General features: G+C 65.3%; 23 protein-coding genes and 1 tRNA gene. 4 read left to right on the forward strand and 20 right to left on the reverse strand.

From position 1 onward, the window contains the following. Positions 1-2: 2 nt before the first annotated feature. A tRNA-Leu gene (locus Q0L94_RS00990) sits at positions 3-89 on the forward strand. Between the two features lie 64 nt (positions 90-153). Here Q0L94_RS00990 and Q0L94_RS00995 read toward each other — a convergent pair. The 8 genes from Q0L94_RS00995 to Q0L94_RS01030 all read right to left on the reverse strand — a co-directional run bounded on the left by Q0L94_RS00995 (position 154) and on the right by Q0L94_RS01030 (position 9,048). Then, complete coding sequence (locus Q0L94_RS00995; RefSeq protein ID WP_296749229.1) at positions 154-1,452, reverse strand: adenylosuccinate synthase; 1,299 nt, start codon at positions 1,450-1,452, stop codon at positions 154-156. Positions 1,453-1,466: 14 nt separating this feature from the next. Further along, on the reverse strand, positions 1,467-2,432 hold the full coding sequence (locus Q0L94_RS01000; protein WP_296749231.1) for an ATP phosphoribosyltransferase regulatory subunit: 966 nt from the start codon (positions 2,430-2,432) through the stop codon (positions 1,467-1,469). 15 nt (positions 2,433-2,447) lie between these two features. Next, the gene (locus Q0L94_RS01005; RefSeq protein WP_296749233.1) at positions 2,448-2,636 is read right to left on the reverse strand and encodes a DUF2065 domain-containing protein; all 189 of its coding nucleotides are present in this window, start codon (positions 2,634-2,636) and stop codon (positions 2,448-2,450) included. Continuing rightward, on the reverse strand, positions 2,633-3,514 hold the full coding sequence (gene hflC / locus Q0L94_RS01010) for a protease modulator HflC (RefSeq protein ID WP_296749235.1): 882 nt from the start codon (positions 3,512-3,514) through the stop codon (positions 2,633-2,635). The genes Q0L94_RS01005 and hflC overlap by 4 nt, the downstream gene beginning before the upstream one ends. Then, a complete protein-coding gene (gene hflK / locus Q0L94_RS01015; RefSeq protein WP_296749237.1) occupies positions 3,511-4,710 on the reverse strand; it encodes an FtsH protease activity modulator HflK in 1,200 nt (399 codons plus the stop codon). Before hflK ends, hflC begins: the two co-directional genes overlap by 4 nt. Before the next feature lie 11 nt (positions 4,711-4,721). Further along, positions 4,722-5,906, reverse strand: coding sequence for a GTPase HflX (gene hflX / locus Q0L94_RS01020; protein ID WP_296749239.1), 1,185 nt, complete (start codon positions 5,904-5,906; stop codon positions 4,722-4,724). Positions 5,907-6,068: 162 nt separating this feature from the next. Further along, positions 6,069-7,877: a bifunctional diguanylate cyclase/phosphodiesterase gene (locus Q0L94_RS01025; RefSeq protein WP_296749241.1), complete on the reverse strand. Its 1,809-nt coding sequence runs from the start codon at positions 7,875-7,877 to the stop codon at positions 6,069-6,071. 64 nt (positions 7,878-7,941) lie between these two features. After that, positions 7,942-9,048 (reverse strand): galactose-1-phosphate uridylyltransferase, encoded by a 1,107-nt coding sequence (locus Q0L94_RS01030; protein WP_296749243.1) that lies wholly within the window; start codon positions 9,046-9,048, stop codon positions 7,942-7,944. A 173-nt stretch (positions 9,049-9,221) separates the two neighbouring features. Here Q0L94_RS01030 and Q0L94_RS01035 point away from each other — a divergent pair, with 173 nt between their 5' ends. Together Q0L94_RS01035 and Q0L94_RS01040 are read left to right on the forward strand one after the other, a co-directional pair. After that, the gene (locus tag Q0L94_RS01035; protein WP_296749245.1) at positions 9,222-9,503 is read left to right on the forward strand and encodes a hypothetical protein; all 282 of its coding nucleotides are present in this window, start codon (positions 9,222-9,224) and stop codon (positions 9,501-9,503) included. Between the two features lie 2 nt (positions 9,504-9,505). Next, positions 9,506-9,757 carry a hypothetical protein gene (locus Q0L94_RS01040; RefSeq protein ID WP_296749247.1) on the forward strand — a complete coding sequence of 84 codons (252 nt, stop codon included), beginning with the start codon at positions 9,506-9,508 and terminating at the stop codon, positions 9,755-9,757. Here the strand turns inward: Q0L94_RS01040 and Q0L94_RS01045 are convergent. The 10 genes from Q0L94_RS01045 to ndk form a co-directional block, all read right to left on the reverse strand. After that, positions 9,723-11,735 carry an EAL domain-containing protein gene (locus tag Q0L94_RS01045; protein ID WP_296749248.1) on the reverse strand — a complete coding sequence of 671 codons (2,013 nt, stop codon included), beginning with the start codon at positions 11,733-11,735 and terminating at the stop codon, positions 9,723-9,725. The genes Q0L94_RS01040 and Q0L94_RS01045 overlap by 35 nt on opposite strands. 7 nt (positions 11,736-11,742) lie before the next feature. After that, positions 11,743-13,152: a ribosome biogenesis GTPase Der gene (gene der, locus Q0L94_RS01050; RefSeq protein WP_296749250.1), complete on the reverse strand. Its 1,410-nt coding sequence runs from the start codon at positions 13,150-13,152 to the stop codon at positions 11,743-11,745. A gap of 54 nt (positions 13,153-13,206) precedes the next feature. Continuing rightward, positions 13,207-14,364, reverse strand: coding sequence for an outer membrane protein assembly factor BamB (bamB, locus tag Q0L94_RS01055; RefSeq protein WP_296749270.1), 1,158 nt, complete (start codon positions 14,362-14,364; stop codon positions 13,207-13,209). Beyond that, complete coding sequence (locus Q0L94_RS01060) at positions 14,364-15,005, reverse strand: tetratricopeptide repeat protein (protein WP_296749252.1); 642 nt, start codon at positions 15,003-15,005, stop codon at positions 14,364-14,366. The genes bamB and Q0L94_RS01060 overlap by 1 nt, the downstream gene beginning before the upstream one ends. A 13-nt stretch (positions 15,006-15,018) precedes the next feature. After that, entirely contained in the window at positions 15,019-16,284 is a 1,266-nt protein-coding gene (gene hisS, locus Q0L94_RS01065) for a histidine--tRNA ligase (protein ID WP_296749254.1), read from the reverse strand. A gap of 120 nt (positions 16,285-16,404) precedes the next feature. Next, positions 16,405-17,622, reverse strand: coding sequence for a flavodoxin-dependent (E)-4-hydroxy-3-methylbut-2-enyl-diphosphate synthase (gene ispG, locus Q0L94_RS01070; protein ID WP_296749255.1), 1,218 nt, complete (start codon positions 17,620-17,622; stop codon positions 16,405-16,407). Positions 17,623-17,655: 33 nt separating this feature from the next. Beyond that, the gene (locus tag Q0L94_RS01075; RefSeq protein WP_296749257.1) at positions 17,656-18,480 is read right to left on the reverse strand and encodes a RodZ domain-containing protein; all 825 of its coding nucleotides are present in this window, start codon (positions 18,478-18,480) and stop codon (positions 17,656-17,658) included. Continuing rightward, positions 18,477-19,247 carry a type IV pilus biogenesis/stability protein PilW gene (gene pilW / locus Q0L94_RS01080; RefSeq protein WP_296749259.1) on the reverse strand — a complete coding sequence of 257 codons (771 nt, stop codon included), beginning with the start codon at positions 19,245-19,247 and terminating at the stop codon, positions 18,477-18,479. Before pilW ends, Q0L94_RS01075 begins: the two co-directional genes overlap by 4 nt. Further along, positions 19,244-20,392: a 23S rRNA (adenine(2503)-C(2))-methyltransferase RlmN gene (rlmN, locus tag Q0L94_RS01085; protein WP_296749260.1), complete on the reverse strand. Its 1,149-nt coding sequence runs from the start codon at positions 20,390-20,392 to the stop codon at positions 19,244-19,246. The genes pilW and rlmN overlap by 4 nt, the downstream gene beginning before the upstream one ends. A gap of 7 nt (positions 20,393-20,399) precedes the next feature. After that, entirely contained in the window at positions 20,400-20,828 is a 429-nt protein-coding gene (gene ndk, locus Q0L94_RS01090) for a nucleoside-diphosphate kinase (protein WP_296749262.1), read from the reverse strand. Positions 20,829-21,007: 179 nt separating this feature from the next. On the opposite strand from ndk, the gene Q0L94_RS01095 reads away from it, so the two are divergent. Beyond that, a complete protein-coding gene (locus Q0L94_RS01095; RefSeq protein ID WP_296749264.1) occupies positions 21,008-21,766 on the forward strand; it encodes a TerC family protein in 759 nt (252 codons plus the stop codon). On the opposite strand, the gene tilS is transcribed toward Q0L94_RS01095, so the two are convergent. Both tilS and Q0L94_RS01105 read right to left on the reverse strand, forming a co-directional pair. Then, on the reverse strand, positions 21,763-23,103 hold the full coding sequence (tilS, locus tag Q0L94_RS01100) for a tRNA lysidine(34) synthetase TilS (RefSeq protein ID WP_296749266.1): 1,341 nt from the start codon (positions 23,101-23,103) through the stop codon (positions 21,763-21,765). The genes Q0L94_RS01095 and tilS overlap by 4 nt on opposite strands. Continuing rightward, positions 23,072-24,040: an acetyl-CoA carboxylase carboxyltransferase subunit alpha gene (locus Q0L94_RS01105; protein WP_296749268.1), complete on the reverse strand. Its 969-nt coding sequence runs from the start codon at positions 24,038-24,040 to the stop codon at positions 23,072-23,074. The genes tilS and Q0L94_RS01105 overlap by 32 nt, the downstream gene beginning before the upstream one ends. Positions 24,041-24,083: the final 43 nt, after the last annotated feature.

The following is a 24,083-nucleotide window of genomic DNA, read 5'->3' on the forward strand; positions in this document are numbered from 1 at the left end:
CAGCCCAGATGGCGGAATTGGTAGACGCACTAGGTTCAGGTCCTAGCGGTGGCAACACTGTGGAGGTTCGAGTCCTCTTCTGGGCACCAGACGCTGCAAGCAAAAAGCCGACTTCGTGTCGGCTTTTTGCTTTTTCAAAGCGTGTTTCAGGCATCACGACTCGTAGGGGTGGCGACGCACGATCGTCTCCACCCGGTCCGGCCCGGTCGACACCACATCCACCGGCACTTCGCACAGCGCCTCCATCCGCTTGAGATACGTCTGCGCCTTCTGCGGCAGCTTGTCGAACTCCTGCACGCCTACGGTCGTATCGCTCCAGCCGGGGAGATCCTCGTAGATCGGCTCGACGTTGGTGATCGATTCCGCGCCCACCGGCAGGATGTCGCAGGCCTCGCCGTCGATCCTGTAGCCGACGCACACACGCACCGTTTCCAGGCCATCGAGCACATCCAGCTTGGTCACGCACAGGCCGGACACGCCGTTGATCTGGATCGAGCGCTTGAGTGCGGCGGCGTCGAACCAGCCGCAGCGACGCTGGCGCCCGGTGGTGGCGCCGAATTCGTGGCCCTTCTCACCGAGGTACTGGCCGACATCGTCGAACAGTTCGGTCGGGAACGGCCCGGAGCCGACGCGCGTGGTGTAGGCCTTGGTGATCCCGAGCACGTAGTGCATCGCGGACGGGCCGACACCGGAACCGGTGGACGCGCCGCCGGCAGTGCAGTTCGACGAGGTGACGAAGGGGTAGGTGCCATGGTCGATGTCGAGCAGCGTGCCCTGCGCCCCCTCGAACAGAAGGTTGCCACCCGCCTTGTTGACTTCGTACAGGCTGCGCGGCACGTCGGCGACCATCGGCTTGAGGCGGTCGGCCATGGCCATCATGCCGTCGAGCGTCTGATTGAAGCTCACCACCTCGGCCTTGTAGTAGTTCTTCAGCATGAAGTTGTGATGGTCGAGCACCTCGCCCAGCTTGGCGGCGAAACGTTCGCGATGGAACAGGTCCTGCAGGCGCAACGCGCGGCGCGCCACCTTGTCCTCGTAGGCCGGGCCGATGCCGCGCCCGGTGGTGCCGATCTTGCCGGCGCCCTTGGCGATCTCGCGTGCCTGGTCGAGTGCCACGTGGTGCGGCATGATCAGCGGACAGGCTTCGCTGATTTTCAGGCGGCTGGCGACGTCGACGCCGGCCGCTTCGAGCATGTCCATTTCCTTCAGGAGCGCATCCGGGGCGAGCACCACGCCGTTGCCGATGTAGCAGGTGACGCTGTCGCGCAGAATCCCTGAGGGAATCAGGTGCAGCACGGTTTTCTTGCCCGCCACCACCAGGGTGTGGCCGGCGTTGTGGCCGCCCTGGAAGCGCACCACGCCCTGCGCGCGGTCGGTCAGCCAGTCGACGATCTTGCCCTTGCCCTCATCGCCCCACTGGGTGCCGATGACGACGACGTTTTTTGCTGCCATGCTGCAATCTCCCTTTATTGTGCACTTGAACCGGCAATGACCAGTTCGCGTAAATCCAGGCTGAAACCGGTGGCTGGACGCGCCCGGCCAAATACCCGCCCCACTTCATCGTAACGCCCGCCCTGCGCGATCGCATGGCTGCGTCCGCCGGTATATGCCGCGAAGACGACGCCGCTGTGGTAGCCGTAGCCGCGCAGTTCGGCCAGATCGTACGCCACCTCGACACCGCCCAATCCCGCGTCGAGGGCCGCCAGCATATCCAGCGCCGCATCGACTGCCGCCAGCCGTGGCAGGCGCGCACGCGCTTCTGCCAGCATGCTGCGATCGCCATACAGCTGCGGCAGCGCGGCAAAAGCATCGCGCAGCGCCACCGGCAAGCCTGCCGTCAGCACCGCCACGGCACTGCCGTCCTTGGTCTGCAGCGCACCGAACAGTTGGTGCTCGATGTCGCCGCTCAAGCCGGCTTCCTGCGCCAGCGCACGGTAAACACCGACGTGGCCGATATCGAGTTGCGGCGTTTTCACCCCGCAGGCGGACAAGCCCTGCAGCATCAGGGTGAGGATTTCGAGGTCCGCTTCGGCACCGGCTTCGCCATACAGCTCGGCGCCGATCTGGATCGGTTCACGCGAGCGATGGAAGCCGGCGGACTGGGTATGCAGCACGCTGCCCGCATAGCACAGGCGATTCACCGCATTGGCAGCCAGCAGGTGCGCATCGATGCGCGCCACCTGCGGCGTGATGTCGGCGCGCACGCCCATCAACCGCCCGGAGAGCTGGTCGACCAGCTTGAAGGTCTTGAGGTCGAGGTCCGCTCCAACACCGGTCAGCAGCGAATCGACGTATTCCATCAGCGGCGGGATCACCAGTTGATAGCCACGGCCGCGGAACAGGTCGAGCAGCGCGCGCCGCATGTCCTCCATGCGCCAGGCCTGCGGCGGCAATACATCCTCGACGTTTTCAGGGAGCAGCCAGGCGGTCATCTCGGTTCAGCCACATCAATTCAGCATCATCAACAAAAAAAGGCCACCCAGCATCGAGGTGGCACCGATAAAACGCAATTGGCCGTCGCCGAGTTCCAGCATCCTGCGGAAACCGTCCCGCCATACGGCGGGCGCGGCGAACGGCAGGACGCCTTCAATCACCAGCAGCAAGCCGATTGCTGCAAGCCCGTCGAGGCCGGTCATTGCCCGCCGGCGGCACGCGGGTTCTTCATGTATTTGAAGAAGTCGGCGCTGGGGTCGAGCACCATGACGTCGCTTTTGTTCTTGAAGCTCTCGCGATACGCCTGCATGCTGCGATAGAACGCATAGAATTCGGCGTTCCTGCCGTAGGCCGAGGCATACACGGCCGAGGCCTTGGCATCGCCCTCGCCCTTGACGCGCTGCGCGTCACGATAGGCATTGGCCACGATCACTTCCTTCTGCTTGTCGGCATCGGCCTTGATCTTTTCGGCTTCGGCCGCGCCGGTCGAACGCAGCTCGTTGGCCACCTGCTTGCGCTCGGCTTCCATCCGGCGGTAGACGTTTTCCGACACGGCTTCCGGCAGATCGACCCGCTTGATCCGCACGTCCACCACCTGCACGCCGATCGTACGCGCGTCCGCGTCGGCCTTGGTGCGGATGATGCTCATGATTTCCTCGCGGCGCCCCGACACCACCTCGTTGACGGTGCGCTTGCCGAATTCGGCGCGCAGGCCGTCGTTGACGGTCTGATTCAGGCGGATCTGCGCCCGCATTTCGTCGCCGCCCACCGACACGTAGAACTGCTTCGCATCGACCACGCGCCACTTGATGAAGGAATCGACCAGCACGTTTTTCTTTTCCGAGGTGATGAAACGCTCCGGGTCGGCCGCATCCAGCGTCAGGATACGGGTGTCGAAGAAACGTACGTTCTGCACCAGCGGCAGCTTGAAATACAGTCCCGGCGCTTTTTTCACCGACACCACTTCACCCAACTGGAACACGATGGCGTTCTGCCGCTGGTCGACGGTAAACATGCTGCCGCTCAACACCACCAGCAGCACGATCAGGCCGATCAGTATGGGACCCAGACTTCTGCTCATGGCCGGTCCTCCCGTTCACGGCTGCGTAAAGCGTCGCGCGAACGCGTGTCCATGGGGGCGGGCGCGGCGGCCGGCTGCTGCGACAGCACGTCGGGCGCGCCGCTATAAGTCTGGCCGACAATCTGCTGCAATTTGTCGAGCGGCAGATACAGGAGGCTGTTGCCGCCCTTCTGGTCTACCAGCACTTTACTGGTGTTGTTCATCACAGTCTGCATGGTATCGAGATACATACGCTGGCGCGTCACCTGGGGCGCTTTCTGATATTCGGTAAAAATCTGCACAAAGCGGCTGGCTTCGCCCTCGGCATTGGCAATCACCGACAGCTTGTAACCCTCGGCTTCCTCTTGCAGGCGCGAAGCCAGGCCGCGGGCACGCGGCACCACGTCGTTGGAGTAAGCCTCGGCTTCATTTTTCAGGCGTTCGCGATCCTGCCCCGCCTTGACCGCATCGTCGAACGCGGCCTGCACCTGTTCGGGCGGCTGGATATTCTGCAAGGTCACCTGGCTGATGCTGATGCCGGTCTTGTAGCGGTCGAGAATCTGCTGCATCAGCACCTTGGCCTGTGCGGCAATATCGGCACGGCCTTCATACAGCACGAAATCCATCTTGTTCTTGCCGACGATTTCGCGCATCGCGGTCTCGGCCACCTGCAGCACCGAATCTTCAGGCGCGCGGTTGACGAACAGGAATTCCTTCGGATCCTTGAGGATGTATTGCACCGCGAATTGCAGATCGATGATGTTCTCGTCGTCGGTCAGCATCAGCGATTCTTTCAGCACCTTGCTTTTTACCGAGGTGCGGTAACCGACTTCGACGGTGCGCACCTGATCGACGTTGACCACTTCGCGCGATTCGATCGGCCACGGCAGATGCCAGCGCGGGCCGGGCTCGGTGGTCTCGACATATTGCCCAAAGCGCAGCACCAGGCCGCGCTGGCCGGCGTCGATGATGTAGAACCCGCTCGCCACCCACACCACGACCAGCGCGCCGATCAGCAAACCGACCAGATTGCCGCCTCCTGGCAATCCGCCGGAGGAAAAGCCATCGCCGCCGCTGCCGCCGCCCCCGGTGTTCTTGTTGCCGAACATGCCATTGAGACGCTGATTGATGCGCCGCCAAAGCTCGTCCAGATCGGGCGGTCCGCTGTTTTTGTTGCGGTTACCGTTGTTGCCCCATTGCGGGTCGTTCCAGGCCATATGGTTTATGTTTACGTAGAGAAAACTGTGGTTTGGGGAGAAGGGTCGTCTGGTTTGCCGGCTTCATTCCGGAGCCGCACGGCCAGCAGGATTTCCGACAGCGCCTCGCGTAAAAGTTCAATCCCGGCGCCAGTTTGCGCGGATACATACACGCTGTGGAGTTTACCATACTCGTCGCGCCCGACTCCTGGCGCAACGCCCGTCAAATCGAGCTTGTTGTAGACCCGCAGCTGCGGCACGGCATCTGCGCCGATTTCTTTCAGCACCTTGTCGACCGCCTCGATCTGTCGTTCGCGCCCGGGGCTGGCCGAATCGATCACGTGCAGAAGCAAATCGGCTTCGGCGGTGGCTTCCAGCGTGGCGCGGAAGGCAGCCACCAGGTCATGCGGCAGGCGGGTGATGAAGCCGACGGTATCGGCCAGCACCACTTCGCCGCTCGCCGGCTCGGCGCCGGCCGATTCAGCCAGGCGCGGCAGATAGATCTTGCGCGTGGTGGTGTCGAGCGTGGCGAACAGCTGGTCGGCCGCGTAGGCGCCGGCGCGCGTCAGCACATTGAACAGGGTGGATTTGCCCGCATTGGTGTAGCCCACCAGCGCCACCGACAACACCTGCTGGCGCGAGCGCGAACGCCGCTGGGTGCGGCGCTGCCTGCCCAGCTTGGCGAGCCGTTCGCGCAGCGCCTTGACCCGCACGCCGAGCAGGCGACGGTCGGTTTCCAGCTGTTTCTCGCCGGGGCCGCGCATGCCAACGCCGCCGCGCTGGCGCTCGAGGTGGGTCCAGCCGCGCACCAGGCGGGTCGACAGGTGTTGCAGCTGGGCCAGTTCGACCTGCAGCTTGCCTTCGGCGCTCTGCGCGCGGCGGGCAAAGATGTCCAGAATCAGGCTGGTGCGGTCGATCACCCGGCACTGCAGGCGGCGCTCCAGATTGCGCTCCTGTGCAGGCGACAGTTCGTGATTGAAGATGACAACGTCGGCCTCGGTGGCAGCGACCAGCGCCGCGATTTCATCGGCCTTGCCGCTACCCACGAACAGCGCAGCATCCGCGCGGCTGCGTTTGCCCTGGACCTCGCCCCGGATATCGAGTCCGGCACCGGCCGCCAGCAGACGCAGCTCGGCCACGCTTTCGGCAAAATCCGGCGTCGCGAAATCGAGCGCTACCAGAATGACCCGCTCGCCGCCCGCGTGCCGCTCGATCAAAGGGGCTCTCCCCGTCTCCGCCCGCTCACTGGACGAAACACGCGCCTGCCGGCACTACGAAATTGACCATATCGATCCGCAGGATCCCTGGCGTATCGGGCTTGGCATGCATTGTGGGCCTCTCGTTTCCTGTTGGTTTCGGCGCTTGAGTCCAGCCCGGGATCAAGCCAGCTGCGGGCGGCCGAAATGCCAGCCCTGTCCGTAGTCCACGCCCATGTCCGCAAGGATACGTGCAGTCTCCGCATCCTCGACGTGCTCGGCCACGGTATGCATGCCCTCCTTGCGCGCAAAATTCGCCAGGCTCTCGACGATGCCCGCCACCTTGCGGTCCTGGCGCATATGCGACACCAGCCAGCCTTCGATTTTCAGGAAGCTGACCGGCAGATGCGCCAGGTACAGATAGGACGAATAGCCGCTGCCGAAATCGTCCAGCGCCAGCCGGAAGCCGAAGTCGACGAAGGGCTGCAAATCGGCACGCAATTTCTCCAGGCTGACGATACGCTGACGCTCGGTCAGTTCCAGCACGATGGGCTTGACCTGCCCCGGCATCGCACCGCAGGTCCGACAATAGCCCATGGCGTTGTCGAGCATCTCCTCGACCAGATCGCGCCGCGCCAGGAATTGCGGCGACACATTCACGAAATGGGCAAAATCGGTCACGCCGCCATCATGCATTCGCGCCACGCAATGCTGCATCACGTTGCGGATCACCTGGCGGTCGATTTCAGCCATCAGCCCGAGCCCTTCCGCCATGTCGACGAACTCCTGGGCCTCGACGATCTCGCCGGCCGCGGTCTCGATGCGCGCCAGCGCTTCGTCCGCAACGGCCAGCCCGGTCTGCAAATCGACGATGCCCTGCGAGGCCAGCCTGACCCGGTTTTCCGCCAGCGCCTGGCGCAGCAGCGCACTGTTCCACGGCAGATGAGTATGCGCCGCCACTCTGACCTGGTCGCGGCCATCGGCCTTGGCCCGATACAAGGCATGGTCGATTTTCTCCAGCATCGGCAGGGTTTCGCTGTCGTTCACGCCGAAAGCCGCCACGCCCGCCGAGAAGCTCAGCGAAATGGTCCCCACGCTGGTCTGGATGGGCGTCGTGCGGGCCTGGCCGGCCAGCCGTTCCATGATGCCGGCAGCCTCGTCCGCGGCGCTGCCATGCAGCACGAACAAAAATTCTTCCCCGCCCCAGCGCGCCACCCAGTCGCCTTCGCGCAGCCCGCTCTCGAAGCGGCGCGCCACGGCTTTCAGCACTTCGTCTCCCACGGCATGGCCGTAGCGATCGTTCACCATCTTGAAATGGTCGAGGTCGACCAGGGCCAGCGCGAAGCCATGGCCGTCGCGCGGCGTGCGCGCCCGCTCCTTTTGCAGGCGCTCTTCGGCCGCCCGCCGGTTCGGCAGGCCGGTCAGCGGATCGGTCAGCGCGATGCGCTGCAGCAGATCCTTTTGCGCGGACTGATGCAGGGCATTGCCGAGCCAATCGGCGATCAGATTCATGTAGGCGACATCCACTGCGTCGGGCGGCGATTCGCTGCGCCTGCGCAAAAAGGCCAGCACCCAGCGCGTCTCGTCGCCGGCCGACACCGGAATCCCGGAGAAGGTGCGCATGCCAAACTCGGTCACCATCGGATTGTCTGCATACTGGGGATGCGCGGCCAGATCGGCGACATGGGACGGCGTACGGGTATGGTAGACAACACGGCACAGCGACACGTCCATCGCCTGCCTGCTGCCTTCCGGAAACACCCCCAGGCGATCGCTGACATAGCGCGCGGTGCAGTGCTCGCCCAGCTCGCCCAGCACCACCAGATCCATGTCCAGCACGTCGGCCGCCATCGCCAGCATGGCACGGATGCGCTCGGCGTCGCCCAGGCCGCCCTGCACCGACAGCTTCCACAAAGCATTCAGGCGGTCGACGTGCGTGCCGCCGTGGCTCGCCAACGGCGCGTGCGGACTGGATTGGTTGACTCGCTGCATGATCGCCGCCGGGGCTGGTTAACGGGGCGTCATTCTAGCCTTATCGCCAGCCTTACCGCGACCGTTACAAATCCACTGCACGCAAACGCTCGGCGGCCTGTTCCGGGTTGATGGTGTTGACGAACAGCCCCGAGCCCAGTTCGAACCCGGTCGGAATGGAGGTGCGCGGGCAGATTTCCAGATGCCAGTGATAGCTCGCGGCGTACGGCGCGCCCTGTTTCGAGTCCGTCCCGCCATGCGGCACGGAGTGCAGGAAGAAATTGTACTGCGCGCCGCCGATGACGGCATCCAGCCGCGCCATGGTGCGCTTCACCACCCGCGCCAGGTCGGCCAGATCCTCGCCGCGCACGTCGAGAAAATCGGCCTGATGCGCCAGCGGCAGGATGTGCACTTCCCATTCGTAACGGCTGGCGAAGGGCTTGATTGCGATGAACTTCTCGCCGCGCTCGACCACATACTGACCGACGTTGATCTTGCGCCGCACAGCGCCCGAATTGCGGTCGTAGATCGTCGCCTCGAAGGTCAGCGCCTCGTCGATCAGCGCGCAGAAAATGCAGTGGTGGTGCTTGGCGTAATACGCGGCGCTGTTCTTCACCTCGGCGTCGACGTTCTCCGGCACCACCGGCATCGCGATCACCTGGCTGTGCGTATGCGGAATCGACGCGCCGGCCGCCGGGCCGAAATTCTTGAATACCAGCACGTATTTGAGGCGTTCATCGGACGCGAACAGCTGCTGCATGCGCGCCTGGTAGACGCCGAACAGCGCGGCCAAATGGCTTTCCGCCATGTCCTGCACGGCAATGCCATGCTCGTGGTGATCGATGATGACTTCGTGCCGGCCGTAGCCGTCGATGGTCTGCTGCAGGCCGAAGTTGAAGTTCGCTTGTTCGCGATCGTCGCCCAGCACCGGGTAGAGGTTTTCCACCATGCGAATCTGCCAGTCGCCGTCCGCCGGCCAGCTCAGGATCACCGGCGGCGTCTTGTGCTCGTTGCCGCGGCAGAACGGGCAGGTTTCGACGTGCTTGCGGGTGTCGCGTGGCGCCAGTTCCTCGGCTTTTTTCGGGCGCATGCTGCGCGCGGTGGCGACCAGCACCGATTCGCTCGGCACGATGGGATTGATGCGGATTTCGCGGACTTCGCTGCTATTGTCCGGGGCGTTCGGGTCTGACATGCGGTTTCTCCTTTGCCGGGAAGCATAAAGCAGCCGCCCGGTGCCGGCGGTTCATTCTGCTTATGCCCCCAGTCAGGCTTTTTATCCCCCCGCTTTCACCAGGGACTTGCGTTGACGAAGCCCCGGCCGGCACCGACAATATTGAACCTTTGCTGGTTTCCGGAGTATTCCCCATGGACGAAAAAGCCCTGCACGACGAGCAGCGCCTGATGCGCATGATGCGCAAAACGCTCACCTCCATCGTGCGCGACACCGCGCCGCGCGACGGCAACCCCAGCCCGCTGTCCGAGGCCACCGTGCTCGGCATCAAGGATTGCCTGCTGGTGATCTCCGGCCGCGAAACCGAACTTGCCCAGCTCACCGGCCGCACCCTTGAAGAGCGCCCGCACTTCAGCGACGAGACGCCCAACAGCCACGCCGTCAAGATCAGCAGCATCCCGAAAAAAACGCACTGAGCATGCCGCAAGCCAGCAGCCTGTTCACCGATGTCGAATCCAGTGTCGTCGGCACCTCGGCGGTCGTGATCTATTCGCCTTCCGGCAAGACCCGCAAGCGCTTCCCCGAGGGCGTGGTCGAAGTCTACGCCAGCGAAGCCGAGGCGCTGGCGCACGCCGACCCCGCCAAGCACCGCCATGCCGCGATTGCCAGCGGCCCGTCGCGTTCGTCGGAAGGCTTCAAGCTGTTCTATCTGGTGCGCTGGCTGGATTGAACCCGTGCTGCCACTCGGGCAAGCGGGACAGCAGCGCGGCTTCGGCAAGCGGCGGCGCAAAGTAATACCCCTGGACATCGTCGCACCCCAGGTCCCGCAACACGTCGGCCTGGGCTGCGCGCTCCACGCCTTCCGCCGTCACTTTCAGGCCCAGCGCCCGCGCCATCCCCACCATGCTGGCGACAATGGCGCGGGCCTCGGCATCCTCGACCATGTCCGCGACGAAGCTGCGGTCGATTTTCAGACGGGTGGCATCCAGTTTCCGTAGATAAGCAAGGCTGGAATAGCCGGTGCCGAAATCGTCGATCGCCAGCCCGACCCCCTCTTCCGCTAGGCGATGCAGCAAGGCCGACCCGGCGAGCGTTTCCTGCATGATGGCCGACTCGGTCAGCTCCAGTTCCAGCAGCGCCGGCGGCAGTTCCGTCTCCTGCAACACCGCGCCCAGCCGCTCCTCGAACCCGGGTCGGCGCAACTGCAGCGCCGAGACGTTGACCATGACCGGCACGGCCGGCGCCCCCTGCTGGTGCCAGCGCCGCGCCGCCCGGCAGGCCTCGGCGAGAATCCAGTCGCCGAGCGGCACGATCAGCCCGGAATCCTCGGCAACGGGGATGAAACGCGCCGGCTCCACCCACCCCCATTCGGGGTGGCGCCAGCGCACCAACGCCTCGACCCCGGCGAGCGCGCCGTGCGCAAGCGAAAACACCGGCTGGTAGAACAGTTCGAATTCGCCGCGCGCCAGCCCCTGGCGCAAGCCGGTTTCGGTAGACAGGCGCTCCCTTGCGCGGGCATTCTGCAGCGGGTCGGCGAACTGGAAAGTATTGCGGCCGCCGTCCTTGGCCGCATACATGGCACGGTCCGCGCAGGCCAGCCAGCCCTCCGCATCCAGCGCGTCGTCGGGATACAGCGCGATGCCGACGCTGACCCCCACCGACACGCTCTGGTCGCCGACCGCAATGGGCTTGGCGAGTTCGGCGATGATTTTTTCCGCGACATGGCGCGCGTCGTCGTCGTCCTGGATTTCAGGCAGCAGGATCACGAACTCGTCGCCGCCCAGCCGGGCCACCGTATCGTCCTCCCGCACCAGCGCACGCAATCGGCCGGCCACCTCACACAGCAGTGCATCGCCCATGGCATGGCCGAGCGAATCGTTGACGTTCTTGAAACGGTCCAGGTCGAGGAACAGGATCGCCGTCCGCCCCCCCATCCGGTGGGCGTGCGACAACGCCTGGGTCATGCGGTCGGCCAGCAGGCGCTGGTTGGGCAGGCCGGTCAGGCTGTCGTGATAGGCCTGTTCGTACAGCCTGCCTTCCGACGCCATGAGCCGCACGTGCTCCCTGCGGGTGCGCGTCCGCATATAAAACAACAGGCTGGAGGTCAGCACGAACACCAGCGTTGCGCCGAGCGGCAGCAGCGCCGCATGCAGCAGCGTTCGCCGCCATTGGCTGGCGTCGACGTCCAGGCCCAGCACGGCGATGGTTTGCCCGGTCTGCGGGTCGACATGCGGCACCAGTGCGCTGACCCATACCCCCCAGCTATCCCTCAGCGGGCCTTCGGTCATCGGCCGCCGGTTGCCGGAAAACAGGGCGATCAGCTGATCGCTCGCCTCGCCGTATGCCATGCCGGAGGGCGAAAAGTCGGATGAATCGGCCGCTTCGGAGTCCACCAGAAAACGCACCTCGCCCTTGTCATGCCATCCCAGCAGATAGACGAAACGGTACTGCGGGCTGACACCCCGCAAGGCTTCGAGCTGCTGCTTGAGCCGGACATATTCCTCGCGCGTGGCGTCGCTTGCCTCGCCCCGCAGCGCCTGCACCGCCGTCCAATCAAGTGAACGCTGCATCAGGCGCGCTTCGGTCAGGAACTGCACACGCATTCCCGCATCGGCCGAACGAACCACCTGCAGAGTGAGGATCAGCCCCGTCAGCACGCCGCCCAGCACCAGCAGCCATGGCCAGAACTTGCGCATCGAGCGCCGCATCAAGCGCTCAATCCGCGCCGTAGACCTTGCGCCGCACCCGCTTCTTGCGCCGCATCCGCGTCGCCTCGCTTTCGCTCAGCGGTGCGCGTGCCTTACCTTCGAACGGGTTCTTGCCGCTGTCCTCCTTGACCTGGATGCGCAGCGGCGTGCCCTGCAGCTTGAAGGCCTTGCGGAAACTGCTTTCCAGATAGCGCTTGTAGTCGTCGCGCAGGCCTTCCAGCGCATTGCCGTGCAGGATGATGACCGGCGGGTTCTTGCCGCCCTGGTGAGCGTAGCGCGGCTTGGGGCGGAACAGTCCGTTCTTGGGCGGCGCGTGCTGCTCCACCGCCATCTCCAGCACCCGCGTGAGCTTGGGGGTCGACAGCTTGATGAAGGCGGCGGCGTGGGCGGCCTCGATGTCCTTCAGCAGGTTTTCCAGCCCCTTGCCCTTGAGCGCCGATATGTAGTTGAAGCGCGCGAAATCGAGAAACGCCAGCTTGCGTCCGATGTCGCGCTTGACGTCGTCGCGCTGCTCGGCGGAAAGGCCGTCCCACTTGTTCACCGCGACCACCAGCGCACGCCCGGTTTCCAGCACGAAGCCGGCCAGGTGCGCGTCCTGCTCGGAAATGTTCTCGCGCGCGTCGAGCACCAGCACCACCACGTTGGCATCCTCGATCGCCTGCAGGGTCTTGATGACGGAGAATTTTTCCACCGTCTCGAACACCTTGCCGCGGCGCCGCACGCCGGCGGTATCGATCAGGACGTAGGGTTTGCCGCCGCGTTCGAATTCGACGTAGATCGAATCGCGCGTGGTGCCCGGCTGGTCGAACGCGATCACGCGCTCCTCGCCCACCAGCGCATTGACCAGGGTCGACTTGCCGACGTTGGGGCGCCCCACCAGCGCGATCTTGGGAATACCGAAATCGTCGGCCTGCGCTTCCTCTTCCGGGAACGGCGCCAGCGCCTCGTCCACCAGATCGGCGATGCCATCGCCGTGCGCGCCGGAAATCGCCAGCGGCTCGCCCAGCGCCAGCTCGTGGAATTCGGCGGTCACCACCGCGCGGTTCATGCCTTCGGCCTTGTTGACTGCGAGCAGCACCGGACAGGACGCGCGGCGCAACCGGTCGGCGATCGCCTTGTCCTGCGGCGTCAGGCCGGCGCGGGCATCGACCATGAAAATGATGGCGTCCGCCTCGTCGATGGCCTGCAGCGTCTGGCGCGCCATTTCGGCCATGATGCCGTCCCTGGCCACCGGTTCGAGACCGCCGGTGTCGACCACCAGATAGGGTTTGCCGCCGATGCGCCCGCGCCCGTAATGGCGGTCGCGGGTCATCCCCGGCAGGTCGTGCACCAGCGCGTCGCGCGTGCCGGTCAGGCGGTTGAACAAGGTGGACTTGCCGACGTTGGGACGCCCGACAAGAACCAGAGTGGGAAGCATGGCTATCCTTGTGCACGCCGGCCAAGCCGGCGCGTTGTTTACTTGAATCTGCTGTTATTTAAGCCTGAAGGCAACGACGCTGCCTTTGGCCGTCTGCACCGCGAAGCCGGGGCCGATGTCGACCGGCGCCGTGCGCACGCCGCTGTCGACCTTGGCGCGCGCAACGAAACTGCCGTCTTCGGCCGACAGCACATGCACGACGCCTTCGCCGTCGGCCACCACCACCCAGGCGCCCAGCGCCAGCGGCGCGGTGACCTGGCGGCGCGCCAGCTTGTCCTGCCGCCAGCCGGCACGGCCGCTGGTTTTGTCGTAGGCAGTCACGGCGTCCTTGTCGTCGGTGACGTAGACATTGCGCTCGTCCATCGCCAGCCCGCTGTTGCTGGAGGCGTCGCGCGCCCACAGCGGCGAGCCGTTGCGGCGATCGAAGCAGGCCACCCGCCCCTGATAGGTAACGGCGCACACCTGCTGTTCATCCACCACCGGATTGCCCATCACGTCGGCCACCCGTTCGAGTTCGGTCGCCCCGCGCGGCAGCGCCACCGTGGCTTCCCACAGCTGCGCGCCGTTGGCGGCGTTGAGCGCGACCAGCTTGCCGCCGGGAAATCCGGCGTAGAGCACGTCATCGCGCACCGCCATGCCGCCCGATCCGCGCAGGCTCAATGCCGGCAGGTTGCGGCTGTACAGCCATTTGCGGCTGCCGTCGGCGGCGGCCAGACCATGCACGCGGCCATCGCCGGTGCGCGCGATAACCATATCGGCCACCGCCAGCAACTGTCCGGTCACCTCGCTCGACAGCGGCACGTTCCAGCGCACCTGCCCGCTGCCGAAATCGAGCGCCAGCAATTCGCCCTTGCCGCCGCCCGCCAGCACCAGGCCCCGGCCCGCGCCGGCTCCAGCCGAAAGTTTCACGCCGGTATCGGCGCGCCACACCATGCTGCCGTTGGCCACGGCGATGCGCACCACCCGGCTGCCGCCGGCGGCCAGCACATCGTCGCCTTCGGCCTGCGGGCGGAACAGGCGGCCATCCGAGTCGCCGGTTTCGCCTTTCCAGGCCTCGCTGAGACTGGCGGTGGGCTTGAATTCGACCAGTTCGGCAGGTTTGGCCTTGGCCGGGCCGGAGCCGAACCAGCCGCCCACCGTGCTGGTCATCGAGCCGACTGCGCCGCACCCCGACAGCGACAGCGCCAAACCGGCGGCAATCAAACGCATCATCACTTGACCTCTCCTCCCAGCGCATCGAGTTTCAGTTCGACGATACTGCGGTAGGGGTCGTCCTCCTGCATCCTGCCGAACGCCGCCTGATAGGCCGCGCGCGCCTCGGCCTGCTTGCCCTGCGCCAGCAGCACGTCGCCCTTCGCATCGTGGAAACGGAAGGCGTACGCATCGCTGTGCGTGGCCGACAGGGTTTTCAGCGCGGCGTCATATTGCTTCTGGTCGAGTTGCACGCCGGCCAGCCGCAGACGCGCCAGATCCTTGACCGCAGGTTCCTTGCTGTTGGCCACCGCCCATTCCAGCTGGGCCTGCGCGCTTTTCAGGTCCTTGCCAAGGACGTTGAGCTTGGCCAGCAACAGCGCGGCACGCGGGGCATAAGCCGTGCCTTTGTACTGATCGATCAGCATCGAGCCGGCCTCGCGCGCAGCCTTGGCATCGTTGGCTGCCAGCGACTGCGTCAGTTTTTCGTACACGGCGGCCGCTTCCAGGCTTTGCGTCAGCGTGCGGTGCTGCCAGTAACGCCAGCCCGCCGAGGCGGCGATCACCACGGCCAGACCGATCATCACCATGCTGCCCCAGCGTTTCCACCAGGCTTTCAGTTCGTCCAGCCGTTCCTGCTCGTCGAGGTCGTAGGTTGCCATCGTGCTATACCTTTTAAATTGTTGCCTGTTTCAGAAATTCGATCGCCAGCGCCAGCTCGACGCGGGTCTGCTCGGCGGTGCCGCGCAGCGGCTTCAGCGTCACCTGCCGCGCCGCCGCTTCGTCGTCGCCGATGATCACCGCGTAGCGCGCACGGCTGGCGTCGGCCTTTTTCATTTGCGACTTGAAGCTGCCGCCGCCGCAATGCAGCACGCTGGCGAGTCCCGCGCCGCGCAGCGCCGACGCCACCTGCCACGCATACGCCTGCGCCGCCTCGCCGGCGTGCACGATGTAGGCGTCCGGCAGCGGCGTCGCAATGGCCTGTCCGCCCGCTTCGATCAGCGCCAGCAACCGCTCGATTCCCATGGCGAAGCCGGCAGCCGGCGCAGGTTTGCCGCCGAGCTGTTCGATCAGGCCGTCGTAGCGGCCGCCGGCGCACACCGTTCCCTGCGCGCCGAGTTGGTCGGTCACCCATTCGAACACGGTGCGATTGTAGTAATCCAGCCCGCGCACCAGGCGCGAATTGATCTCGAATGCGATGCCGTTCGCGCGCAACAGGGCCTGCACGGCGTCGAAGTGCGCCAGCGCCTCGTCCTCGATCTCGTCCATCAAGCTGGGCGCGGCATCGTTCAGCGCCTGCATCGCCGGGTTCTTGCTGTCGAGAATGCGCAGCGGATTGCTGTGCAGGCGGCGCTTCGCATCCGCGTCGAGCGCGTCCTGGTGCGCTTCGAAATAGGCGATCAGTTTCTGCCGGTGGCGCTGGCGCGCGGCCTGGTCGCCCAGGGTATTGAGCTGCAGCGTCGGGGCGATGCCGAGTTCGCGCCAGAGGTCGGCGCACATCACGATCAACTCGGCGTCGACGTCGGGCCCGGCAAAGCCGAGCGCCTCGACGCCGACCTGGTGAAACTGCCGGTAGCGGCCTTTCTGCGGGCGCTCGTGGCGGAACATCGGGCCGCTGTACCACAACCGTTTGCCGCCGTCGTACAGCAGATTGTGCTGGATCACCGCGCGCACCGAGGACGCCGTGCCTTCCGGGCGCAAGGTCAGCGATTCGCCATTCAGCTCGTCGACGAAGGTGTACATCTCCTTCTCGACGATGTCGGTCACCTCGCCGATGGCGCGCTTGAACAGGCCGGTGTGCTCGAGGATCGGCGTGCGCAGCTCGCGGTAGCCATAGCGCCGCAGCCAGTCGCGCACGATCGCCTCGAAGCCCTGCCAGGTGTCGGTGACGTCGGGCAGGCAGTCGTTCATGCCGCGCACGGATTGAATGTTGTTGCTCATTTTCTGGAAATCAATTTTTTGTCCGCGAAGGACGCGAAGAAGCGCGAAGAAAACCCAAGTCCTGTTTTTCTTGATTTTTTACTTCGCGTCCCTTCGCGTCCTTCGTGGACAAAATGTTTTTCAATGTCCGTACCGCCGCTGCACGTAGTCTTCGACGATCGCCTGGAAATCCGCGGCAATCCGCTCACCCTTCAGCGTCACGGTCTTTTCGCCGTCGACGTACACCGGCGCCACCGGCACTTCACCGGTGCCGGGCAGCGAGATGCCGATGTTGGCGTGCTTGGATTCGCCGGGGCCGTTGACCACGCAGCCCATCACCGCCACCTGCATGGTTTCGACGCCGGGATACTGGCTGCGCCAGACCGGCATCTGGGTGCGAAGAAACGTCTCGATGTCCTGCGCCAGTTCCTGGAACACGGTCGAGGTGGTGCGGCCGCAGCCGGGGCAGGCGGTGACCTGCGGGGTGAACGCGCGCAGGCCGAGCGCCTGCAGGATTTCCTGGCCGACGCGGACTTCCTGGGTGCGTTCCCCGCCGGGCTCGGGGGTCAGGGAGATGCGAATGGTGTCGCCGATGCCTTCCTGCAGCAGCACCGCCAGCGCGGCGGTCGAGGCGACGATGCCCTTCGATCCCATGCCCGCCTCGGTCAGCCCAAGATGCAGCGGATAGTCGCACTGCGCGGCGAGGTCGCGGTATACGGCAATCAGGTCCTGCACCCGGCTCATCTTGCACGACAGGATGATCCTGTCGCCGCCCAGCCCCAGCTCCTCGGCCTTTTTCGCCGACTCCAGCGCAGACGCCACCATCGCGCGGCGCATCACCACCTCGGCGTCTTCCGGCTCGGCAAGACGCGCATTGTCGTCCATCATCCGCACCGCCAGCGCCTGGTCGAGGCTGCCCCAGTTGACGCCGATGCGCACCGGCTTGTCGTAGCGGCACGCCACTTCGATCAAGGTGGCGAACTGCTCGTCGCGCTTGTTGCCGCGCCCGATGTTGCCGGGGTTGATGCGCAGCTTGGCCAGCGCCTCGGCGCACTCGGGCACCTGGGTCAAGAGCTTGTGGCCGTTGAAGTGGAAGTCGCCGATCAGCGGCACGCGACAGCCCAGCACGTCGAGGCGTTCGCGGATGCGCGGCACCGCGGCGGCGGCTTCCAGGGTGTTGACGGTGAGACGCACCAGTTCCGAGCCGGCCTCGGCCAGCGCCTGCACCTGGCGCACGGTGCCGGTTATGTCGACGGTATCGGTATTGGTCATCGACTGCACCGCCACCGGCGCATCGCCGCCGACCGGCACGGGGCCGATCCGCACCTGGCGGCTGGGGCGACGGACTATCTGAGACATCATTGTTCCAGGGAGTTGTTCTTCAAGGGGGGGTTATTCTTCAAGCGTGAAGCGTGCGACCGTCGCATCGATAAAGGGCGTCAGATCAATGGGACGGCCGTTGTAGGTCATCCGCGCCTGGGTTGCATTGCCGATCACCACATCGAACGGCGGCTGGCCGTGGACATCCACGCTGCCGCCCGCGGGGTTGAGCTGACGATGCAGCATGCGTCCGCTGGCATCCTTGATCTCGGTCCAGGCCTCGTCGCCAAATTCGAGATGCAGCACACTGCCGGCCGCCGGAGCCGGCGTTGCAGGCGTGCCGGCATCGGCCGGTTCAGCGGGTGCGGCGGCAGGCGCATCCGCCGGGACGAGAGCAGCCTGAACGGCAGGGGAGGCGGCCTCTGCTGTTTCGACTACGGGTACCGGCACCGCAGCGGGGAGGGGCTGGGTTTGCGCGACAACGCCACCCCGCTGGATCGAGCCATCCTCCACTTCACTGTTCAGCCACAAATACAGCACCACCGGCACCGCCACCGCCACCAGCACGCCCAGCAGCGACAGCATCAGCCAGGGCGAAGTCAGCCAGGAATGCGACATGGGCTGACCGGCAGGGCTGACCGCAGCAGGTTCGGCTTGAGCGCCCTGCATGCGTGTCAGCAGGGCTTCCGGCGCGAGCCCCAGCAGGCGCGCATAGTTGCGCACAAACCCGCGCGCGAACACGGGCTGACCCAGGCTGTCGAAATCATCCGTCTCCATCGCCTCGATCTGGCGATGCATCAGACGCAGGCGCACCGCCACGTCGTCAAGCGCAATCCCTTGCGCTTCGCGGGCGTCGCGCAGGATCTGCCCGACCGATGCCTGGCTGTTCTCGCTCATTCGTATTGCCCCGCCAGCAGCAGGCGCGCTTCATTCGAATCGGGAAAGCGTTTGCGCAGCTGCAGGCCGTAGGCCGCTTCCTGCGCACGGTCGCCCAGCTTGCGTTCCAGCCGCACCCCCAGCCACAGGCTTTCCGCGCTCGGCGGCGCCAACTCGGCATGGCGGCCCAGCAGGCGCTGCGTCTCCACCAGCCGACCCTGGCGGAAATGCAGTCCCGCCAGCTTCAGGATGGTGTTGGGATTGTCGGGCTGCAGCTTGAGCGACTTCACCAGATTGGCTTCGGCCAGCGCGAGATCGCCCTTCTTTTCTGCACACAGACCGGCATTGGCCATCGCCTGCTCGGGCCTTGCATACAGCGGATTGCGCAGGGCGGCGCTGAACTGTTCGAGACCTTCGTCGTAGCGGCCACGCGAGCAGAGAAACCAGCCGAAATTGTTGCGTGCTTCGGAGTCGCTGCGATCCAGTTCGATGGCGCGGCGGAAGTTTTCCTCGGCCAGCTTGTCTTCGGCCAGTTCCATGTAGATCAGGCCATAGATGTTGTAGGCCGGGCCAAACCGGCTGTCGGCGGTGATCGCCTTGCGCAGTTCGTCGAGCGCGATCTTGTACTGGGCACGCGAAAAATAGGCGCCGGCCAGGTCGGTGAACGCGCTGGCGCGCTGGCGGCTTTCGCTGTCGGCTTCCGTGCTGGCGACGCCCCCACCCTTCCCGGCAGGGTGGCCTGCGCAGCCCGCGAGCAAGGCTGCCCCCATCATGATCCATTTCTTCACGCTGCCTCCTTGTGCATCCGCTTCATCACGCGCCCGCTCTTGTCGGCCACCTTGCCCGCCAACTGGCCGCAGGCGGCGTCGATATCGTCGCCGCGCGTCTTGCGCGTGGTCACCACGTAGCCCGCGTCCTGCAGAATCTCGCGGAATACGCGCATGGCGTCGGCACGCGGTTTCTCATAACCGGAATCCGGGAACGGATTGAACGGGATGAGATTGAACTTGCACGGCACCTCGCGCGTCAGTTCGATCAGCTGGCGCGCGTGTTCGGGTTGGTCATTGACGCCGGCCAGCATCACGTATTCGAAAGTGATGAAATCGCGCGGCGCGTACACCAGATAGCGCCGGCACGCCGCCATCAGTTCCGCGAGCGGATATTTCTTGTTGATCGGCACGATCTGGTCGCGCAGCGCGTCGTTGGGCGCGTGCAGGCTCACCGCCAGCGCCACCGGGCAGCGCTCCGCCAGCCGGTCCATCGCCGGCACCAGGCCCGAGGTCGACACCGTCACCCGCCGCCGCGACAGGCCGTAGGCGTGGTCGTCGAGCATGATGCCGAGCGCGGTCACCACGTTCTCGAAATTGGCCAGCGGCTCGCCCATGCCCATCATCACCACGTTGGTGACCGGGCGATCGGAAATCTCGCCTGCGCCGTGATTGGGTGTGGTACGGTTCGGCTCGGTCTTCAGGCTGTGCTGCGCCACCCACAGCTGGCCGATGATCTCGGCCACCGTCAGGTTGCGGTTGAAGCCCTGCCGCCCGGTCGAGCAGAAGGTGCACTCCAGCGCACACCCCACCTGCGACGACACGCACAGGGTGCCGCGATCGTCTTCCGGGATGAACACGGTTTCGATGCCGTTCCGCCAGGCTCGATCGCTGGCGGCTCCGCCGCTCGGGCCGACGTCGAACAGCCACTTGCGCGTGCCGTCGGCCGAGACGTGGGCGTAGTTGATCGCCGGCGCCGTCACCACTGCCTGCTGCTGCAGTTTTTCGCGCAGGCTCTTGGCGATGTCGGTCATCTGCGCAAAATCCGCCACCCCTGCCTGATGCACCCAGTGGAACACCTGGCGGGCACGGAACGGCTTTTCGCCGAGTTCGCCGAACCAGGCGGTCAGCCCTGCGAGATCGAGATCGAGCAGATTCTGCGGCATGCGTGGCTTAACGGCCGGCGTAGACTTCGCAGCCAGGGAAGAAGTAGGCGATTTCGACCGCCGCGGTTTCGGGTGCGTCGGAGCCGTGCACCGCATTGGCGTCGATGCTCTCCGCGAAGTCGGCGCGGATGGTGCCGGGTTCGGCCTTCTTCGGGTCGGTCGCACCCATCAGCGCGCGATTCTTGGCAATGGCGTCTTCACCCTCGAGCACCTGCAGCACCACCGGGCCCGACACCATGAACTCGACCAGATCCTTGAAGAAGGGGCGTTCCTTGTGTACGGCGTAGAAGCCCTCGGCTTCTTGGCGCGACAGATGCTTCATCCTGGATGCCACGACCTTGAGGCCGTTGCTTTCGAAGCGGCTGACGATCTTGCCGATCACGTTCTTTTTGACGGCGTCGGGTTTGATAATGGAAAAAGTGCGCTGAACGGCCATGCGTATGCTCCAGACAAATGAGAAAACGGTTCAAAAAACCATGAAAATCAGCCCGCTAGAATAGCACGGCCGCCCCTCCCTGTCTTGACCCGGCGGCCAGTTTTTGCCGCCCCGCGTGGCGCGCAAACGCGCGCCTGCGTATAGTGGCGGCTGTCCACGTATCCGCCGAACCGCGCCCCATGCTTGAACTCCTGACCGACCCCAACGCCTGGATCGCTTTTGCCACGCTCACTGCGCTGGAACTGGTGCTGGGCATCGACAACATCATTTTCATTTCCATCCTGGTCGACAAGCTGCCGGAAAAGCAGCGCGAACTGGCACGCCGGCTGGGGCTGGGCATGGCCATGTTCATGCGCATCGGCCTGTTGCTGGTGCTGGCGTGGATCATCGGCCTGACGGCGCCGTTGTTTACCGTACTGGATCAGGAGATCTCGGGACGCGACCTGATCCTGATCGGCGGCGGGCTGTTCCTGCTGTGGAAAAGCACCAGCGAAATCCATCAATCGCTGGAAGGCGAGGAAGGCCACAGCTCCAGCGTGGTCAAGGCCACCTTCACTGCCGTCATCCTGCAGATCATGGTGGTCGATCTCGTGTTTTCGCTGGATTCCATCATCACCGCCGTCGGCATGGTGGAGAGCATCGCAGTGATGATCGCGGCGGTGGTTGCCTCGGTCGTGCTGATGATGCTGTTTGCCGGCGCAATCGGCCGTTTCGTGTCGAATCACCCCAGCATCAAGATGCTGGCGCTGTCCTTCCTGGTTGCGGTGGGGGTGGTGCTGATCGCCGAGGGCTTTGGCCACCACGTGCCCAAGGGCTACATCTACTTCGCCATGGCCTTCTCGCTTGCGGTGGAAATGCTCAATATCCGCATGCAGCGGCGGCGTACCGCCGCAGTGCACCTGCACCCCGCCTACGCGCCCGAAAAGCGCAGCGACTAAGCCGTCACGCGCGGGACGATGCCGGGCTCGCCGGGTGCCGCCCGCGCGTCGGCATCGAGGCCGATGCCGGCCGCCCACAGCAGGCGCCCGTCGCACCACAACAGCGGCAGGCGGTCGCGCTGCCAGGGCGGGACCGCCTGCTCCTGCAGCAGGTTCTTCAGGCTGCGATGGGGGCCGCCGGGATGCAGACGCAGGCGCTCGCCGCCCTGGCGCACTCCGAGCACGACCTCCCCCGCCGCCAGCATGGCGCGCTTCAAGCCAGCGCCCAGTTCGGCATCCATGCGCACACTCACCCCAGCGGACGGCACCGCCAGCATCGTTTCTCCCTGCCAGCGCACCGGGACGGCCGGAGCCGGTACCACCGCTGCGAGATAGGCTCCGCCTCGAAAGCGCCATACTTCCCGCTGCCCCAGCCTGACGCACACGCGCGCATCGTGCCGCGCATCCAGCAGCTGGTGCAGCGCTTCGTTCAACTGCCGCGCGCATGGCATGGGCTGGCCCTGCCGCTCGATAAAATAGCGCAGCAGATTGCGCGCACGCGGCCGGCTCAAAGCGGCCAGCGCCGCGCAATCGAGGCGATCGCCCGCAACGGCCGTCGCGGCATCGAGCTGCGCCAGGTTGTCCAGTAATTCGGCCGCATCGGCCTGCAGCGCGGCAGCGCGCGCGAGGGTGGCAGCGGCGCCGGGAAAATGCGCGGCCAGCAGCGGCATCGCCTGCTGGCGCAACGCATTGCGGCGGTAGCGGATATCCTGATTGCTCTCGTCGTCAACCCATACCAGGCCATGCGCCTGCGCGTAATCCAGCAGCCCGGCGCGCGGCACGCCCAGCAGCGGACGCAGATGCGCGGCTTGCCATCCCGGCCGGCCTTGCGACTCGGCCATCGCCGCCAGGCCTTTCGGCCCCGCGCCGCGCAGCAGCTGCAGCAGAAGCGTTTCGGCCTGGTCGTCCTGCTGATGCGCAGTGAGCAGGAAGTCGGTATCCAGCGCGGCGAAAATGCGCTGACGTTCGCGCCGTGCCGCCGCCTCGATGCCGGCCGCATCGCCGCGCGCGATCCGTACGCGATGGATGCTTAATTCGACCTCGTGCGCTGCGCACAGCTGCGCGCAGAACTCCGCCCAACGCCCGGCATGCGGCGACAGGCCGTGATGCACATGTACCGCCTGCAGATCGAAAGGATGTTGACGACGCTGCGCCAGCAAGAGGTGGAGCAGCACCACCGAGTCGAGCCCGCCCGACAACGCCAGCGTCAGACGTGCACGGGGAGGAACGTGGCGGGCAAGGCTGTCCGCCACCGCGGTGGCGGCCTTATTTGACAGGGACTTCCTTGAAGCTGCCATACCCCCGCAGGCGCTGGTAGCGCGCAGCCAGCAGCGCATCGGCCGATTGCTTGCGCAACTCGGCGAGGGTATCCGTCAGCGCGCGGCGCATCGACTGGAACATGACGTCCCAGTCGCGCTGCGCGCCGCCCAGCGGTTCTTCGATGATGCGGTCGACCAGCCCGTTCGCCTTCAGGCGGTCGGCGGTGATGCCCAGGGTCTCGGCGGCGACCGACGCCTTGTCGGCGCTCTTCCACAGGATCGAGGCGCAGCCTTCGGGCGAGATCACCGAATAGGTCGAGTATTGCAGGATCAGCGTGCGGTCGCCGACGCCGATCGCCAGCGCGCCGCCGGAACCGCCTTCACCGACGATGGTGCAGATGACCGGTGTCTGCAGCTCGGCCATCACGTAGAGATTGCGTGCGATGGCCTCGGACTGACCGCGTTCCTCGGCGCCGATGCCCGGGTAGGCACCCGGCGTATCGATGAAGGTGAAAATCGGCAGGCCGAATTTCTCTGCCAGACGCATCAGGCGCAGTGCCTTGCGGTAGCCCTCGGGGCGCGGCATGCCGAAATTACGGTAGATCTTTTCCTTGGTGTCGCGGCCCTTCTGGTGGCCGATCACCATCACCGGTTCGCCATTGAAGCGGGCCATGCCGCCGACGATCGCGGCATCGTCGGCAAAGGCGCGGTCGCCGTGCAACTCGGCAAAACTGGTGAACAGGCCCTGCGCATAATCGAGCGTGTACGGCCTCTGTGGATGGCGTGCCACCTGCGACACCTGCCAAGCATTGAGCTTGGCGTAGATGTCCTTGGTCAGCGTCTGGCTCTTCTTCTGCAGGCGGCGGATTTCCTCCGAGATGTCCAGCGCGGAGTCGTCCTGCACGAAGCGCAGTTCTTCGATCTTGGCTTCGAGTTCGGCAATCGGCTGCTCAAAATCGAGGAAAGTGGTTTTCATCGGCGGTCTTCATCAGGCTGTCACAGAACACAGGTTAGCCGGG

The sequence above is a fragment of the Thiobacillus sp. genome (genome assembly GCF_024708915.1).

Excerpts from the sequence above, each read along its gene's own strand:
- ispG (WP_296749255.1), bottom strand. The coding sequence starts at position 17,622 with ATGTCTCAGATAGTCCGTCGCCCCAGCCGCCAGGTGCGGATCGGCCCC.
- der (WP_296749250.1), bottom strand. The coding sequence starts at position 13,152 with ATGCTTCCCACTCTGGTTCTTGTCGGGCGTCCCAACGTCGGCAAGTCC.
- Q0L94_RS01005 (WP_296749233.1), bottom strand. The coding sequence starts at position 2,636 with ATGACCGGCCTCGACGGGCTTGCAGCAATCGGCTTGCTGCTGGTGATT.
- ndk (WP_296749262.1), bottom strand. The coding sequence starts at position 20,828 with ATGGCCGTTCAGCGCACTTTTTCCATTATCAAACCCGACGCCGTCAAA.
- tilS (WP_296749266.1), bottom strand. The coding sequence starts at position 23,103 with ATGGCAGCTTCAAGGAAGTCCCTGTCAAATAAGGCCGCCACCGCGGTG.
- rlmN (WP_296749260.1), bottom strand. The coding sequence starts at position 20,392 with ATGCCGCAGAATCTGCTCGATCTCGATCTCGCAGGGCTGACCGCCTGG.
- Q0L94_RS01025 (WP_296749241.1), bottom strand. The coding sequence starts at position 7,877 with ATGCAGCGAGTCAACCAATCCAGTCCGCACGCGCCGTTGGCGAGCCAC.
- Q0L94_RS01040 (WP_296749247.1), top strand. The coding sequence starts at position 9,506 with ATGCCGCAAGCCAGCAGCCTGTTCACCGATGTCGAATCCAGTGTCGTC.
- hflK (WP_296749237.1), bottom strand. The coding sequence starts at position 4,710 with ATGGCCTGGAACGACCCGCAATGGGGCAACAACGGTAACCGCAACAAA.
- hflC (WP_296749235.1), bottom strand. The coding sequence starts at position 3,514 with ATGAGCAGAAGTCTGGGTCCCATACTGATCGGCCTGATCGTGCTGCTG.
- hisS (WP_296749254.1), bottom strand. The coding sequence starts at position 16,284 with ATGAGCAACAACATTCAATCCGTGCGCGGCATGAACGACTGCCTGCCC.
- Q0L94_RS01105 (WP_296749268.1), bottom strand. The coding sequence starts at position 24,040 with ATGAAAACCACTTTCCTCGATTTTGAGCAGCCGATTGCCGAACTCGAA.
- Q0L94_RS01060 (WP_296749252.1), bottom strand. The coding sequence starts at position 15,005 with ATGGCAACCTACGACCTCGACGAGCAGGAACGGCTGGACGAACTGAAA.
- bamB (WP_296749270.1), bottom strand. The coding sequence starts at position 14,364 with ATGATGCGTTTGATTGCCGCCGGTTTGGCGCTGTCGCTGTCGGGGTGC.
- Q0L94_RS01095 (WP_296749264.1), top strand. The coding sequence starts at position 21,008 with ATGCTTGAACTCCTGACCGACCCCAACGCCTGGATCGCTTTTGCCACG.
- Q0L94_RS01030 (WP_296749243.1), bottom strand. The coding sequence starts at position 9,048 with ATGTCAGACCCGAACGCCCCGGACAATAGCAGCGAAGTCCGCGAAATC.
- Q0L94_RS01035 (WP_296749245.1), top strand. The coding sequence starts at position 9,222 with ATGGACGAAAAAGCCCTGCACGACGAGCAGCGCCTGATGCGCATGATG.
- Q0L94_RS01045 (WP_296749248.1), bottom strand. The coding sequence starts at position 11,735 with ATGCGGCGCTCGATGCGCAAGTTCTGGCCATGGCTGCTGGTGCTGGGC.
- Q0L94_RS01000 (WP_296749231.1), bottom strand. The coding sequence starts at position 2,432 with ATGACCGCCTGGCTGCTCCCTGAAAACGTCGAGGATGTATTGCCGCCG.
- Q0L94_RS00995 (WP_296749229.1), bottom strand. The coding sequence starts at position 1,452 with ATGGCAGCAAAAAACGTCGTCGTCATCGGCACCCAGTGGGGCGATGAG.
- Q0L94_RS01075 (WP_296749257.1), bottom strand. The coding sequence starts at position 18,480 with ATGAGCGAGAACAGCCAGGCATCGGTCGGGCAGATCCTGCGCGACGCC.